At 69.2% G+C, this 15,559-nt stretch carries 10 protein-coding genes and 2 rRNA genes; 9 read left to right on the top strand and 3 right to left on the bottom strand.

Annotated features, from left to right (window positions below):
* Positions 1 to 69 precede the first annotated feature (69 nt).
* From JEK78_RS18975 to JEK78_RS18985, 3 genes are all read left to right on the top strand, one after another.
* Positions 70 to 3,197, top strand: a 23S ribosomal RNA gene (locus JEK78_RS18975).
* A gap of 96 nt (positions 3,198 to 3,293) precedes the next feature.
* Positions 3,294 to 3,410 (top strand): 5S ribosomal RNA (gene rrf, locus JEK78_RS18980).
* 762 nt (positions 3,411 to 4,172) lie between these two features.
* On the top strand, positions 4,173 to 4,958 hold the full coding sequence (locus JEK78_RS18985) for a tetratricopeptide repeat protein (RefSeq protein WP_242483429.1): 786 nt from the start codon (positions 4,173 to 4,175) through the stop codon (positions 4,956 to 4,958).
* Between the two features lie 175 nt (positions 4,959 to 5,133).
* Here the strand turns inward: JEK78_RS18985 and JEK78_RS18990 are convergent, their stop codons facing one another.
* Positions 5,134 to 6,420 (bottom strand): DUF1015 domain-containing protein, encoded by a 1,287-nt coding sequence (locus tag JEK78_RS18990; RefSeq protein ID WP_200261299.1) that lies wholly within the window; start codon positions 6,418 to 6,420, stop codon positions 5,134 to 5,136.
* A gap of 70 nt (positions 6,421 to 6,490) precedes the next feature.
* On the opposite strand from JEK78_RS18990, the gene JEK78_RS18995 reads away from it, so the two are divergent.
* Positions 6,491 to 7,519, top strand: a complete 1,029-nt coding sequence (locus tag JEK78_RS18995; protein WP_200261301.1) for an HAD hydrolase-like protein — start codon at positions 6,491 to 6,493, stop codon at positions 7,517 to 7,519.
* 83 nt (positions 7,520 to 7,602) lie between these two features.
* On the opposite strand, the gene JEK78_RS19000 is transcribed toward JEK78_RS18995, so the two are convergent.
* Positions 7,603 to 7,953, bottom strand: coding sequence for a sterol-binding protein (locus JEK78_RS19000; protein WP_200261303.1), 351 nt, complete (start codon positions 7,951 to 7,953; stop codon positions 7,603 to 7,605).
* A gap of 42 nt (positions 7,954 to 7,995) precedes the next feature.
* Between JEK78_RS19000 and JEK78_RS19005 the strand changes: the two genes are divergently transcribed.
* The 5 genes from JEK78_RS19005 (at position 7,996) to JEK78_RS19025 (ending at position 13,456) form a co-directional block, all read left to right on the top strand.
* Positions 7,996 to 8,271, top strand: a complete 276-nt coding sequence (locus JEK78_RS19005) for a hypothetical protein (RefSeq protein ID WP_200261305.1) — start codon at positions 7,996 to 7,998, stop codon at positions 8,269 to 8,271.
* Positions 8,272 to 8,278: 7 nt separating this feature from the next.
* Positions 8,279 to 9,094 carry a TlyA family RNA methyltransferase gene (locus JEK78_RS19010; RefSeq protein ID WP_200261307.1) on the top strand — a complete coding sequence of 272 codons (816 nt, stop codon included), beginning with the start codon at positions 8,279 to 8,281 and terminating at the stop codon, positions 9,092 to 9,094.
* The gene (locus JEK78_RS19015) at positions 9,091 to 9,996 is read left to right on the top strand and encodes an NAD kinase (RefSeq protein WP_200261309.1); all 906 of its coding nucleotides are present in this window, start codon (positions 9,091 to 9,093) and stop codon (positions 9,994 to 9,996) included. The genes JEK78_RS19010 and JEK78_RS19015 overlap by 4 nt, the downstream gene beginning before the upstream one ends.
* Before the next feature lie 300 nt (positions 9,997 to 10,296).
* Positions 10,297 to 12,045 (top strand): DNA repair protein RecN, encoded by a 1,749-nt coding sequence (recN, locus tag JEK78_RS19020; RefSeq protein WP_200261310.1) that lies wholly within the window; start codon positions 10,297 to 10,299, stop codon positions 12,043 to 12,045.
* Between the two features lie 277 nt (positions 12,046 to 12,322).
* Positions 12,323 to 13,456, top strand: a complete 1,134-nt coding sequence (locus JEK78_RS19025) for a glycosyltransferase family 4 protein (protein ID WP_200261312.1) — start codon at positions 12,323 to 12,325, stop codon at positions 13,454 to 13,456.
* Positions 13,457 to 13,697: 241 nt separating this feature from the next.
* Here JEK78_RS19025 and JEK78_RS19030 read toward each other — a convergent pair whose 3' ends face one another.
* Entirely contained in the window at positions 13,698 to 15,500 is a 1,803-nt protein-coding gene (locus tag JEK78_RS19030; RefSeq protein WP_200264248.1) for a glycoside hydrolase family 15 protein, read from the bottom strand.
* Between the last annotated feature and the right edge of the window lie 59 nt (positions 15,501 to 15,559).

A 15,559-nucleotide genomic window follows, 5' to 3' on the forward strand; every position in this document is an offset into this window, starting at 1 on the left:
GTCGGTGGATGGTGTGTGACGGGTGGCTGGTCGTTGTTTGAGAACTGCACAGTGGACGCGAGCATCTGTGGCCAAGTTTTTAAGGGCGCACGGTGGATGCCTTGGCACCAGGAACCGATGAAGGACGTGGGAGGCCGCGATAGGCCCCGGGGAGTCGTCAACCAGGCTTTGATCCGGGGGTGTCCGAATGGGGAAACCCGGCAGTCGTCATGGGCTGTCACCCTTGCCTGAACTCATAGGGCGAGTGGAGGGAACGCGGGGAAGTGAAACATCTCAGTACCCGCAGGAAGAGAAAACAACCGTGATTCCGGGAGTAGTGGCGAGCGAAACTGGATGAGGCCAAACCGTATGCGTGTGATACCCGGCAGGGGTTGCGTGTGCGGGGTTGTGGGATGTCTTTTTTCATGGTCTGCCGGCTGTGAGGCGAGTGAGAAACCGTTGATGTAGGCGAAGGACATGCGAAAGGTCCGGCGTAGAGGGTAAGACCCCCGTAGTCGAAATGTCAGCGGCTCGTTGAGGATTTTCCCAAGTAGCACGGGGCCCGAGAAATCCCGTGTGAATCTGGCGGGACCACCCGTTAAGCCTAAATATTCCCTGGTGACCGATAGCGGATAGTACCGTGAGGGAATGGTGAAAAGTACCCCGGGAGGGGAGTGAAATAGTACCTGAAACCGTGTGCCTACAAGCCGTGGGAGCGTCGCATGCGAGCCTTTCGGGGTTTGTGTGTCGTGACTGCGTGCCTTTTGAAGAATGAGCCTGCGAGTTTGCGGTGTGTTGCGAGGTTAACCTGTTGTGGGGTAGCCGTAGCGAAAGCGAGTCCGAAGAGGGCGTTGGAGTAGCATGCTCAAGACCCGAAGCGGAGTGATCTAGCCATGGGCAGGTTGAAGCGGAGGTAAGACTTCGTGGAGGACCGAACCCACCAGGGTTGAAAACCTGGGGGATGACCTGTGGTTAGGGGTGAAAGGCCAATCAAACTCCGTGATAGCTGGTTCTCCCCGAAATGCATTTAGGTGCAGCGTCGTGTGTTTCTTGCCGGAGGTAGAGCACTGGATAGGCGATGGGCCTTACCGGGTTACTGACCTTAGCCAAACTCCGAATGCCGGTAAGTGAGAGCGCGGCAGTGAGACTGTGGGGGATAAGCTCCATGGTCGAGAGGGAAACAGCCCAGAGCATCGACTAAGGCCCCTAAGCGTACGCTAAGTGGGAAAGGATGTGGAGTCGCAGAGACAACCAGGAGGTTGGCTTAGAAGCAGCCATCCTTGAAAGAGTGCGTAATAGCTCACTGGTCAAGTGATTCCGCGCCGATAATGTAGCGGGGCTCAAGTGTACCGCCGAAGTCGTGTCATTCACATGGTTGCCTTAACGGGTGTGTGGATGGGTAGGGGAGCGTCGTTTGCCGGGTGAAGCAGCGCCGTAAGGCAGTTGTGGACGGTTGACGAGTGAGAATGCAGGCATGAGTAGCGATTCAAACGTGGGAAACGTTTGCGCCGATTGACCAAGGGTTCCTGGGTCAAGCTGATCTGCCCAGGGTAAGTCGGGACCTAAGGCGAGGCCGACAGGCGTAGTCGATGGATAACCGGTTGATATTCCGGTACCCGCTGTGGAGCGTCAAACGTCGAATCTGGTGATGCTAAGCCCGTGAAGCCGTTCCGGACCCTTCGGGGGATGGATTGTGGTGGAGCCGGTGGTCCGAGCTGGTAGTAGGCGAGTGATGGGGTGACGCAGGAAGGTAGTCCATCCCGGGCGGTGGTTGTCCCGGGGTAAGGGTGTAGGGCGTTGCGTAGGTAAATCCGCGTGACATGTGTCTGAGACCTGATGCCGAGCCGATTGTGGTGAAGTGGATGATCCTATGCTGTCGAGAAAAGCCTCTAGCGAGTTTCATGGCGGCCCGTACCCTAAACCGACTCAGGTGGTCTGGTAGAGAATACCGAGGCGTTCGGGTGAACTATGGTTAAGGAACTCGGCAAAATGCCCCCGTAACTTCGGGAGAAGGGGGGCCATTTCTGGTGATGGGCTGTGCGCCTTGAGCTGGGGGTGGCCGCAGAGACCAGCGAGAAGCGACTGTTTACTAAAAACACAGGTCCGTGCGAAGCCGTAAGGCGATGTATACGGACTGACGCCTGCCCGGTGCTGGAACGTTAAGGGGACCGGTTAGTTCCATTTCGGTGGGGCGAAGCTGAGAACTTAAGCGCCAGTAAACGGCGGTGGTAACTATAACCATCCTAAGGTAGCGAAATTCCTTGTCGGGTAAGTTCCGACCTGCACGAATGGCGTAACGACTTCTCGACTGTCTCAACCATAGGCCCGGTGAAATTGCACTACGAGTAAAGATGCTCGTTTCGCGCAGCAGGACGGAAAGACCCCGGGACCTTTACTATAGTTTGATATTGGTGTTCGGTTCGGCTTGTGTAGGATAGCTGGGAGACTGTGAAGCCTGTACGCCAGTGTGGGTGGAGTCGTCGTTGAAATACCAGTCTGGTCGTGCTGGATGTCTAACCTGGGTCCGTGATCCGGATCAGGGACAGTGTCTGATGGGTAGTTTAACTGGGGCGGTTGCCTCCTAAAGGGTAACGGAGGCGCCCAAAGGTTCCCTCAGCCTGGTTGGTAATCAGGTGTTGAGTGTAAGTGCACAAGGGAGCTTGACTGTGAGACCGACGGGTCGAGCAGGGACGAAAGTCGGGACTAGTGATCCGGCGGTGGCTTGTGGAAGCGCCGTCGCTCAACGGATAAAAGGTACCCCGGGGATAACAGGCTGATCTTCCCCAAGAGTCCATATCGACGGGATGGTTTGGCACCTCGATGTCGGCTCGTCGCATCCTGGGGCTGGAGTCGGTCCCAAGGGTTGGGCTGTTCGCCCATTAAAGCGGTACGCGAGCTGGGTTTAGAACGTCGTGAGACAGTTCGGTCCCTATCCGCTGTGCGCGTAGGAGTCTTGAGAAGGGCTGTCCCTAGTACGAGAGGACCGGGACGGACGAACCTCTGGTGTGCCAGTTGTTCTGCCAAGGGCATGGCTGGTTGGCTACGTTCGGGAGGGATAACCGCTGAAAGCATCTAAGCGGGAAGCCTGCTTCGAGATGAGGGCTCCCACCTACTTGATGGGGTAAGGCTCCCAGTAGACGACTGGGTTGATAGGCCGGGTATGGAAGCACTGTGAGGTGTGGAGTTGACCGGTACTAATAGGCCGAGGGCTTGTCCGTAGGTGCTCGCGTCCACTGTGTTGGTTCTGAGGCAACGACTGTTGCCGGTTTCGGTGAATTGAACTGAAGAGTGTGTTCGCTTGAAACCGTTAGGGTTTCGGTGGTTTTAGCGTAGGGGAAACGCCCGGTTACATTCCGAACCCGGAAGCTAAGCTCTACAGCGCCGATGGTACTGCAGGGGGGACCCTGTGGGAGAGTAGGACGCCGCCGAACAATCTTTGACAAGGGCCCTTGGTCCCAGCGTTCTGCTGGGACCAAGGGCCCTTGTTGTTTTGCGAGGGCGCGATGGTGTGGCCATTGCGCGAGAATGAAGTGCGGTACCGAAGACAGGAGTCACCCATGTCCACCAACTCTCCCGACGACCGGCCGGAGCGCGACGAGCGGCGACGGGACGGTGGTGTTCGCGGTGGGCGGGGTGGCCAAGGAGGCCGCAGCGGTGGCCGTCCGTTCTCCCGTGAAGATCGTTCGGGAGGTGGCGGTCGCGAGGGGTACCAGGGCCGCCGAACCCGTGATCGTGATGACCGGGGACCACGCGGAAGCCGCGAGGACGATCGTCGTGATGATCGTGGTGGGTTCCGTCGGGACGATCGGCGTGATGATCGTCGTGATGATCGTGGTGGGCGTTCGTTCGAGCGTCGGGACGATCGTCGTGATGATCGTGGTGGGTTCCGTCGGGACGATCGGCGTGATGACCGTCGTGGTGATCGTGGTGGGTTCCGTCGTGATGATCGTCGTGATGATCGTGGTGGGCGTTCGTTCGAGCGTCGGGACGATCGTCGTGATGATCGTGGTGGGTTCCGTCGGGACGGCGGCCAGGGTCAGTCGGGCGGCCGTTCCCAGGGGCGCGACGGCCGGTTCGGGCGAAGCCCCGCCCGTGGCGATCGCTCCGGGCGCCCGGGCGGGTTTCGGGGCCGGGAGGATCGACGGGACGGCGGGCGTCTCCGGGAGGACCGCGAGCGAGAGCCGATCAAGCGGCTGCCCATCCCGGAGGACGTCACGGGAGACGAGATCGACAAGAGCGTCCGGCAGGAACTGCAGAGTCTCCCGAAGACCCTCGCCGAAGACGTGGCGAAGAACCTGGTCATGGTGGCTCGACTTCTCGACGAGGACCCGGAGGGCGCCTACGGATACTCCAAGGTCGCCTTGCGGCTCGCCTCCCGGGTCGGCGCGGTGCGTGAGGCGGCCGGCTTCGCCGCGTACGCCACCCAGAACTACGCCGAGGCGTTGGCGGAATTCCGCGCGGCGCGTCGGATGACGGGCGGCGTCGAACTCTGGCCTCTGATGGCGGACTGTGAGCGCGGGCTGGGGCGCCCGGAGAAGGCGCTGGAGATGGCCGGGGCCTCGGAGGTGCGCAAGCTCGACAAGGCGGGCCAAGTCGAGATGCGTCTCGTCGCCGCGGGAGCGCGGCGGGACATGGGCCAGTTGGACGCCGCGATCGTGACACTGCAGAGCCCGGAACTGGCCTCCGGCTCTGTCCAGCCGTGGACCGCGCGACTGCGGTACGCCTACGCCGACGCGCTGCTCACGGCCGGCCGTGAGGCCGAGGCCAGGGAGTGGTTCGCCAAGGCGCTGGAATCCGACCGGGAAGGCCGCACGGACGCTTCCGACCGACTGGCCGAGTTGGACGGGGTGGAGTTCGTGGACGTCATGGATGACGAGTCCGCCACCGACGCCTCCGTCGCGCGGACGGGCGATTCCGACGAAGGGGCGCGGGACGATGAGTCACGGGACCCCGAAGACCGAGATGGGCGCTCCGACTGAGGGTTTGAGGTAGCGGTACGGAGGCCGGGCGGACGTGTTCCGGTCCGTCGCCGACCCGGTCCGTCGCCATCCAGGTGGTCGCCGACCCGGGTCGGCGACCACCTGGATACGGCTGCCGCCCCATCATGAAGGAGGGCCGGGCCCTCCAGGTGTCCCTGAAGCCGCGTCGGGGTGTTCAGGTGTCGAGCGCCCGCAGGACCAGACCGGTGGCCGGCTTGGGCCCGAACGACGTGGTCTTCCTTGGCATCATGACACCCTGACGGGCCAGGTCGCGGACGACGTCCTCACGCACCGGGTGGAGGAGAACGGCCGTGCCTCCGTCGCGTTCCGCCTTCGCGACGGTGGCCGCGGCGTCGTGGATGTAGGAGACCTGGGCGCTGGAATCCTCGGGTACGTGCCACACGTGGGGTAGGAGCGTGGAGTGCAGCACCGTCGCGTCGAGCCGGCGCCACGCCTCGGGTCGGTCGGCGGGGACGGTGCGGTCCAGTAGGTCCGATTCGGGCCGGTCGGCCAAGTGGAAGGAACCGTCACCGGCGAGGAGGAAGGCGTTCCCGCCCTCGGCCGCTTCCGCCAGGACGTCGAGCGCGGCGGGAAGCGCCACGTCGAGTCGGCGCACTCGGAAACGATCCTTCAGATCGGCGACGGCCTGCCCCACTGGCAGGTCGTGCAGCAGGCGATGGATGGCGCGAACGCGGAGCGGGTATCGGACCGTGTCGACCAGCAACACCAGTCCGTGGTCCCAGGGACCGGGCGAGGAGTGCTCGGCGCGCAGGGTGCGGTATGTCGCCCAACGGTGGTGACCGTCCGCGATCAGCGCCTGGTGCCCGGCCAGATCGGCACGGAGGCGGGCGATGTCGTCCGGGTCGGTCACCGACCACAGTCGGTGACCGAGGCCGTCCTCGGTGGTGGTCGACAGCAGGGGTGTGCGCTCGGCGGTGCTCTCCACGATGCCGCCGGTCGCCGCCCCGTCGCCTCGGTAGGTGAGCAGGAGCGGATCCAGGTTGGCCGACGTGGCGCGCATAAGGGCCGCGCGGTCGGCGACCACGTGGGGCATGACGTCCTCGTGGGGCAGGACGACCCGTTCCGCGGGGTCGGCGACCCTGAGGAGGCCGATCAGGCCGCGCTGGAGCACACCGGAGTCGTCCCGTTGCTCGTAGACGTACAGCGCGGGTGTCGCGTCGACGGCGAGGACGCCTTCGGCTCGCCAGCGGCGGAAGGCGCGGGCGGCCTGTTCGTTGCGGGCGGCCGGCGTGGGGGCCTGCGGCAGGATCAGCCGGACGATGTTGTGCGGGTCGTTCGACTGCAGGTGGCGCAGGCCGTCGGGGCTGACCACGACGTCGTACGGCGGGGAAGTGACGGCGGCCAGACTGCCGACCCGAGCGGGGTCGTAGCGGAGGCCTCGAAACGGGTTGAGTTCGAGGCCTCGGTGCGCGGCGGCCTCCGAGTGACCTGCTGAGTCCATCCAGGCATCCTATGCGTGTCGATGATATGGGGAACGTCGGTGATCGACGTCGAGTGAGGAGCACCACGGAATGAGCCGGAGCGCCAGGACCAGTACCGAGGGCACGGGCGGAGCGCTGAGCGAGGTGTACGACACGGCACTCCTCGATCTCGACGGAGTGGTGTACGCCGGGGGGCGGGCGATTGTTCACGCGGTGGATTCGCTGCTGACGGCCCGGAACGGCGGCATGCGTCTCGCCTATGTCACCAACAACGCCTCACGGACACCGGACACGGTGGCCTCGCACCTGTCGGACCTGGGGTTGCCGACCGAGGCGGACGACGTGATCACGTCGGCCCAGGCGGTGGCGAGGATCGTGGCCGAGCGGGTGCCCGAGGGTGCCCGGGTGCTGGTGGTCGGCGGTGAGGGGCTGCGGGTGGCCTTGCGGGAGCGCGGGCTGGTGCCGGTGGAGTCGGCGGAGGACGACCCGGCGGCGGTCGTGCAGGGCTACGGCGGTCCGGGTCTCGTGTGGGGGCGGTTCGCCGAGGCCTGTTACGCCATCGCCCGCGGTGTGCCGTGGTTCGCCTCCAACACCGACCTGACGATTCCCGGCGAGCGAGGGATCGCTCCGGGCAACGGAGCCGCTGTGGAGGTGGTGCGCATCGCCACCGGCGCCGAGCCGACCGTGGCGGGCAAGCCACTTCCGCCGATGCACCGGGAGACCGTGTTGCGGACGGGGGCCCGACGGCCGCTCGTCGTGGGGGACCGACTCGACACCGACATCGAGGGCGCCGTGAACGGTGGTGTCGACTCCCTGCTCGTCCTGACCGGCGTGACCGACCCCGCGGGTCTCCTGGCGGCGTCGCCACGGCACCGGCCCACGTATGTCGACGCGGACCTGCGGGGGTTGCTGCGGGCGCAGACCGGCGTCGCCGCCGAGGGCGGGCGGTTCCGGTGCGGCGGTTGGGAGGCGTCGGCGACGGTGGGAGAGCTGGAGCTGGCGGGGGGCGGGGAGCCGCTGGACGGCCTGCGCGCCCTGTGCGCCGCGGCCTGGACGGCCGCCGGTGCGGAGGTGTGCGCGCTGGACCCGCGGAGGGCCTTGGCACGGTTGGGCTGGTGAACGAGGTCGGGAGGCCGTCGTGCCCCGTGCGGGCACGCGGGGTGCGGCGGCCCACCGGCCGCCGTCGGGCGCCGCGGTGCGTGTCAGCGCAGGAGCTTGCGGAGTCGGAACAGGTCGAGGATGCTCGCCTCCAGCCGTACCCGACCGGCGGCCCACGCCTTCGCGAAATGCAGGTCGCCGTTCACCAGCGCGACCAGGTCGTCGCCGGAGAGGGCGAGGCGGATCTCGGCGCGTGACCGGGGCGGGCCGTTCAGTGTCTCCCGTACCTCGACGGCACCGGCGCGCACGCGGCCCACGAAGGTCGTGTCCAGGTCCGTGAGGTGGCAGGTCACCGAACGGTCCAGGGCCGCGGCTTCGCGTACGTCCCCGTCCGCGGACGCCAGGGCGTCCGAGAACCTGGCGAGCGCGGCGTGGCATTCCTCGATCGTGGCCATCGCGACCGACGGTATCGCAGCGGTTCGCGGTAGCGTCGAGGCATGACCGAAGCCCTTCCGGTCGAGCGACACGAGACCGGCCCGAAACCCCCGTACGACACCCCGGCCCGCGCCTTTCCGGACGTTACCTCCGACCCGACCGGCCATGCCGGGGTGGACCGCCTCCTGGGACGGCTGACCGCCGTGGACGGCCTCCCCACCGGCGATCACCTCCCCGTGTACGAGGATGTCCACGGGGGACTGCGCGAGGTGCTCGCCGAGCTGGACGCCCGCCGGGAGCCGTCGGGGCGCCCGACCCCGTACGCACAAGGGAGCTGAACCGAACGTGGCAGGAGCCGCACGCCGACGTCTGGACGCCGAACTGGTCCGCCGGAAGCTCGCCCGCTCGCGCGAGCACGCCGGCCGTCTGATCGCCGCCGGGCGGGTCACCGTCGGCAGGAGCGTCGCGGCGAAGCCCGCCACGCAGGTGGAGACATCGGCCGCGATCGTCGTCGCCGAGGAGGGTGACGAACCCGACTACGTGTCCCGGGGGGGACACAAGCTCGCCGGAGCCCTCGCGGCGTTCGTGCCGCGAGGGCTTGTCGTCGAGGGGCGGCGCGCCTTGGACGCCGGCGCGTCCACCGGCGGCTTCACCGACGTCCTGCTGCGTGCGGGGGCCGCGCACGTGGTCGCCGTCGACGTGGGATACGGGCAACTCGCCTGGTCCTTGCGGCAGGATGAACGCGTCACCGTCAAGGACCGTACGAATGTACGAGAGTTGACGGTCGAAGTGATCGACGGAAGGCCGGTGGATCTTGTCGTGGGGGACCTGTCCTTCATTCCGCTCGGTCTGGTGCTGCCCGCGTTGGTGCGGTGTGCCAGACCGGACGCGGATCTGGTGATGATGGTGAAACCGCAGTTCGAGGTGGGTCGTGAGCGCCTCGGCAGCGGGGGAGTGGTGCGCAGCGCCGAGCTGCGGGCGGAGGCCGTTCGCGCGGTGGCCGCCAGGGCGTGGGACTTGGGCTACGGGACGAGGGGCGTCGTCGCCAGCCCGCTGCCGGGCCCGTCCGGCAACGTCGAGTACTTCCTGTGGTTGCGAGCCGGGGCCGAGGCGTTGGACCCGAGCGACGCGGATCGCGCAGTGGCGGAGGGGCCGCGGTGAGAGAGAACCGAACACGTACCGTCTTCCTGTTGGCCCACACCGGTCGGCCCGCGGCGGTCCGCAGCGCCGAACTCGTGGTCAAGGGACTGCTCCACGCCGGCCTGGGGGTCCGGGTGTTGGAGGCCGAGGCCCGCGACCTGCCGCTGTCCGACGAGGTGGAGCTGGTCAGGGAGGCCACCCCGGAGTGTCTCGACGGCTGCGAGTTGCTCATCGTCCTCGGCGGAGACGGGACGCTGTTGCGCGGTGCGGAGTTCGCCCGTGCCTCCGGCGTTCCGATGCTCGGCGTCAACCTCGGTCGGGTGGGGTTCCTCGCCGAGGCCGAGCGCGACGACCTCGACAAGGTCGTCGACCGGGTGGTCGGCCGGGCCTACGAGGTGGAAGAGCGCATGACGATCGACGTGGTGGTGCACCGCGACGGAGACATCGTGCACACCGACTGGGCCCTGAACGAGGCCGCCGTCCAGAAGGTTTCGGCCGAAAGGATGCTGGAGGTGGTGCTGGCCGTGGACGGGCGCCCGGTCACCGGGTTCGGCTGCGACGGCATCGTGCTGTCGACCCCCACCGGCTCCACGGCCTACGCGTTCTCCTCCGGCGGGCCCGTGGTGTGGCCGGAGGTCGAGGCACTGCTCATGGTGCCCATCAGCGCCCACGCGCTGTTCGCGAAACCTCTGGTCACGTCCCCGGACTCGGTGCTGGCGGTGGAGATCCCGCCACATGTCCCACCCGGGGTCCTCTGGTGTGACGGGCGGCGGACCGCCGACCTGCCACCGGGGGCGAGGGTGGAGGTGCGCCGGGGGGCCGTGCCGGTGCGGTTGGCCCGGCTGCACCACTCCTCGTTCACCGAACGCCTCGTCGCGAAGTTCGCGCTGCCGGTGTCCGGCTGGCGCGGAGCGCTTCGCTAGGGGGTGTCCCGCGAGCGGTGGATCGCCCCGCGGTCTGCCTGCGGGGACGCCTCGCGGGCGCAGGGGTCTCGGCCCGGCCCCCTCGCGCGCGGGAGCCCGGCGTCGCGAGGGGCGCCGAGGAGGCGGGAGGCACGCGATGCGGCGTCGGGCGGCGGCAGGCCCAGCCCTCGAAGGGGTGGTTCCCGGAAGCGGGCCGTGCCGGGGTGATCGCCCTTCGTACGGGACCGATCCGCGGCCGGGGTGCCCCTGCCTCTTCTGTCGCCCGGGTGGGGCGGTCGCACTCCTCCGTTCGGACCTCGTATGGTCGTGACCGTGCTTGAGGAGATGCGGATACGGTCGCTCGGCGTGATCGACGACGCCGTGGTCGAGTTGTCCCCCGGCTTCACCGCGGTGACGGGGGAGACCGGCGCGGGCAAGACCATGGTGGTCACCAGCCTGGGGCTGCTGTTGGGAGGGCGTGCCGACCCGGCGTTGGTGCGGCTCGGTGCCAGGAGCGCCGTCGTGGAGGGGCGACTCGCGGTGCCGCGGGACGCCTCCGCCATTGCGCGGGCGGAGGAGGCCGGCGCCCAGCTGGACGACGGCGCGTTGTTGGTCAGCCGTACCGTCTCCGCCGAGGGCCGGTCGCGCGCCCACCTGGGCGGGCGGGCCGTCCCCGTAGGGGTGCTTGCCGAGATCGCCGACGAACTGGTCGCCGTGCACGGCCAGTCCGCCCAGCAGGGACTCCTCAAGCCGGCGCGGCAGCGGCAGGCGCTCGACCGGTACGCGGGGGACGCGTTGGTCGGGCCGCTCTCCGCGTACGACCGGGCCTACCGGCGGTTGCGCGTGGTCTCCGCCGAACTCGGGGAGATCACCACCCGCGCCCGTGAACGGGCACAGGAGGCGGACCTGCTCCGTCACGGACTGTCGGAGATCGAGGCCGTGGCACCGACGCCGGGTGAGGACGAGCGCCTCGCCGAGGAGGCCGAGCGCCTTCGGCACGCCGAGGTACTGGCCTCGGCCGCCTCGGCCGCGCACGGCGCGCTGGCGGGCGACCCCGAGGATCTTGAGGCGGTGGACGCCGCCACCCTGGTCGCCGGTGCCCAGCGTGCCCTGGACGGCGCGTGTGCGCACGATCCGGCGCTGGCGGGCCTGGCCGACCGCGTCCGGGAGATCGGCATCCTGCTCCACGACGCGGCGGGGGAGCTGGCCGGGTACGCGGGTGACCTGGAGGCCGACCCGCCGCGGCTGGCGGCGGTCGAGGCGCGGCGGGCCGACCTCACGGCACTGACCCGCAAGTACGGAGAGGACGTCACCGCCGTTCTGGCGTGGGCCGAGCGGTCCGCCGGGCGCCTGGCCACCCTCGACGGCGACGACGAGCGGATCGAGGAGCTGACGGCCGAGCGGGACGCTCTGCGGGCGGAACTGGCTCGATCGGCACGGCTTCTGACGGACGTGCGGACCCGGGCGGCCGAGCGCTTCGCCGCCGCGGTCACAGCGGAACTGGGTTCGCTGGCGATGCCGCACGCCAGGGTGACCTTCGCGGTCCGACAGACCGAGGATCCCGGGGGCGTGGTCGTCGACGGGCGGGCGCTCGCCTACGGACCCTTCGGTGTCGACGAGGTCGAGCTGTTGCTGACTCCGCATCCGGGGGCGCCGGCCAGACCCGTCTCCCGGGGCGCGTCGGGCGGCGAGCTGTCCCGTGTGATGCTGGCGGTCGAAGTGGCCTTCGCCGGCACGGACCCGGTGCCGACCTATCTGTTCGACGAGGTGGACGCGGGCGTGGGGGGGAGGGCGGCGGTGGAGATCGGCCGACGCCTGGCCCGGCTGGCCAGGACCGCGCAGGTGGTCGTCGTCACGCATCTGCCGCAGGTCGCCGCCTTCGCGGATCGACAGTTGTTGGTCGAGAAGACCGACGACGGGTCGGTGACCCGGTCGGGGGTGAAGGTGCTGGAGGGGGAGGAGCGGGTCCGGGAGTTGTCCAGGATGCTCGCCGGGCAGGAGAATTCCCGGACGGCGCGAGCCCATGCGGAGGAACTGCTGGAGACGGCTCGGGCGGACGCGCCGCGATAGCGGGGCCGGTGGGGCGCCGGGGGAAGGGCCGTCGCGTCGACGTGGGTCGCCGCCCGCCTGTCACTCGGCCCGGTGAACGCCGTCGCCCCGTTGCGGTGTGTCGCTCCGTCATGGGTGGGGAGGCCGGTCCCGGGAGTCGGTGGAGGCCGGCATTCTGGGGCCGTGTGGGGCCGACCGGCGCGGTTCGCCCCGCCGGCGATTCTGTACGTTCTCCGTGTCCCGAACGACGGCGTGGCCCGCCCACGTCCCCTTCGTCGAACCAGGAGCCCCCGGCCACGTGACCCCCCAGAGCAGCCCCCCGCCGCACGGCCCCTCGTTTCCGCTGCGCACCGTGCAGGTACTGGGCGGGGGGCACGCCGGCAGCAGCGCCCACGTGCGCTCCTTGGCCGCCGGGCTCGTCGCGAGGGGCGTGAAGGTCACCGTGTGCGCCCCCGTGGAGGCCGAGCGCACCCACGACTTCTCCGGGACCGGTGCCCACCACGTGCACGTCCCCCGGAGTGGCGACCCGGTCTCCGTGGCGGCTCTGCGGGCGCTCTGCGCCGATGCCGATCTGGTGCACGCGCACGGGCTCCACGCGTCGATCCGTTCCGTCCTGGCGCTGGGCGGGTGGCGGGAGCGGATCCCCTTGGTCGTCACCCGGCACGGCCGGTCACGGGCCGAGGGCCCCCGCGCGCGTCTGCTGCGGGGGCTGGAACACGGGGTGCTGAGGGCGGCCACCGTGGTCCTCGGCACCACCTCGGAATCGGTCGAGGAGGCACGTGCCGGCGGGGCCCGCGACGCCCGTCTCTCCGCCGTGGCGCAGCCCTGGCCGGAGAATCGGTCGTCGTCGGGCTCGCGGCCCCGCCCGAAGGTCCGCGCCGACGTCGGCGCGGTGGGGCGTCCCCTGCTGGTCACGGTCGGAGGGACGGACCGGCACGACGGCTGCCGTGACGTCCTCCTCGACGCCGCGCTCGCGTGGCGCGACCTGACCCCTCCTCCGCTGGTGGTTCTGGCGGGCCCGCTCCCGGAGCAGTCGCGCGGTCGTGTCGTGGACGACTCGTTGCCGGTGGCCTTCGTCGGCGACGAGGACCTGTCCGAGTTGCTCGCCGCCGCCGATCTCGCTCTGCTGCCCGGCCCGGGCGAGGACCGCGCGGGCTTCGCCCAACGGGCCCTGCGCGCACGGGTCCCGCTCGTGGCCGCGGATGTCGGCGCCGTCCGCGACCTGGTCGGCGACGCGGCCGAGGTCGTGCCGAGGGATGACGCGGTCGCCCTGGCCCGAGCCGTCGTGGAGCTGCTCGACGACCCCGCGCGCCGGGAGGCGCTCCGCGAGGCGGCGGCGCGACGGGTCGCCACGTGGCCCACCGAGGAGGAGACGGTGACCCGGGTGCTCAGCGTCTACGACGAGTTGACCAGACCAGGGCCCCTGCTCTGACGTCGCGCGCCGCGTCCACGCGCGCCGTGCGGACGCTTCGGACCCGCGGACCGACTCCGGACGGCACCGGGGAGTCCGAGGCCGGGTCCGCTTCCCGCGCGGTGGCCGGTCCCGACACGTCACGCCAGGGCCGGTGCCGTCCGGGGGCGGCGCCCGGGGTGGTCCCCGCCGTCGAGGCGCCCCTCACACCTTGTGCGAGAGCGTCGGCGCGGTCCCCGGGCACCTCGCCCCCGGCAGGGCGTCAACCCCCGTACGCACCCGACGCCGTCAGGCGGAGGGCGGTGTCGATCAGGGGTACGTGACTGAAGGCCTGGGGGAAGTTCCCGACCTGGCGCTTGCGCACGGGGTCCCACTCCTCGGCGAGCAGTCCGAGATCGTTGCGAAGCGCCAGCAGCCGCTCGAAGAGCCTCCTCGCCTCGTCCACTCGGCCGATCATGGCCAGGTCGTCGGCCATCCAGAAGGAACAGGCCAGGAAGGCGCCCTCGTCGCCCGGGAGGCCGTCGACGCCGGCGTGCTCGCCCTCCGTCGGGTAGCGCAGGATGAACCCGTCCGGGGTCGACAGCTCCCGTTGGATCGCCTCGATCGTGCCGATGACCCTCTTGTCGTCGGGGGGCAGGAAGCCCATCTGAGGGATGAGCAGCAGCGAGGCGTCCAGCTCACGGGACCCGTAGGACTGGGTGAAGGTGTTGCGCTCCTTGTCGTAGCCCTTCTCGCACACGTCGCGGTGGATGTCGTCGCGCAGCCGCCTCCACCGCTCCAGCGGCCCGTCGGCGTCGCCGGACTCGATGAGCTTGATGGTGCGGTCGACGGCGACCCAGGCCATGACCTTGGAGTGCACGAAGTGGCGCCGAGGCCCGCGCACCTCCCAGATGCCCTCGTCCGGCTCCTGCCAGTGGTCCTCCAGGTAGTGGATCAGCTTCAGCTGGAGGAGCGCCGCGTAGTCGTTGCGGGAGAGGCCGGTCATGTGGGCCAGGTGCAGCGCCTCGGTGACCTCCCCGTACACGTCGAGCTGGAGCTGGTGGGCGGCGCCGTTGCCCACCCGCACCGGCGCGGACCCCTCGTAGCCGGGAAGCCAGTCAAGCTCCGCCTCGCCCAGTTCGCGCTCGCCCGCGATGCCGTACATGATCTGGAGGTTCTCCGGGTCGCCGGCGACGGCCCGCAGCAGCCATTCCCGCCAGGCGCGGGCCTCTTCCCTGTAGCCGGTGCGCAGCAGGGAGGAGAGGGTGATCGCCGCGTCCCGCAGCCAGGTGTACCGGTAGTCCCAGTTTCGGACGCCGCCGATCTCCTCCGGCAGGGAGGTGGTCGGAGCGGCGACGATGCCGCCGGTCGGGGCGTACGTCAGGGCCTTGAGAGTGATCAGGGAACGGATCACCGCCTCCCGGTACGGGCCGTGGTAGGTGCAGTGGTCGACCCACTCCCGCCAGAACTCCTCCGTCGCCTCCAGGGACTGCTCCGGTTCGGGCAGCGCCGGCGGTTCCTTGTGCGAAGGCTGCCAGGACACGGTGAAGGCGATCCGGTCGCCGGGCGCGACCGTGAAGTCCGCGTAGGTGGTCAGGTCCTTGCCGTAGGTCTCCGTCGGCGTGTCGAACCACACGGAGTCGGGGCCGGCGACGGCCACGGTGCGGCCCTCGTGCTTGTGCACCCACGGCACCACCCGGCCGTAGCTGAACCGCATCCGCAGCTCCGAGCGCATCGGCACCCGTCCGGAGACACCCTCCACGACGCGGACCAGCTGGGGGGCGCCGTCGCGCGGCGGCATGAAGTCCGTCACCCGGACCGTGCCGCGCGAGGTCTCCCACTCCGACTCCAGGATGAGGGAGTCTCCTCGGTAGCCGCGACGGGTGGCCGCCGGTGGCTCGTCCCCGTTCCCGAACGAGGGGCCCAACCGCCAGAACCCGTGTTCCTCGGTGCCCAGCAGACCGGCGAAGATGGCGTGCGAGTCGAAGCGGGGCAGGCACAGCCAGTCGACTGTGCCGTCCCGGCAGACCAGCGCGGCCGTCTGCATGTCTCCGATGAGTGCGTAGTCTTCGATGCGCCCGGCCACGTGCAACTCCAGTCGAACGGCCACGTCACCCCGCTGGGGGGCGGTCGCTGGTGCGGTCA

Source organism: Streptomyces sp. HSG2 (genome assembly GCF_016598575.1).
Taxonomy (GTDB): Bacteria; Actinomycetota; Actinomycetes; order Streptomycetales; family Streptomycetaceae; genus Streptomyces.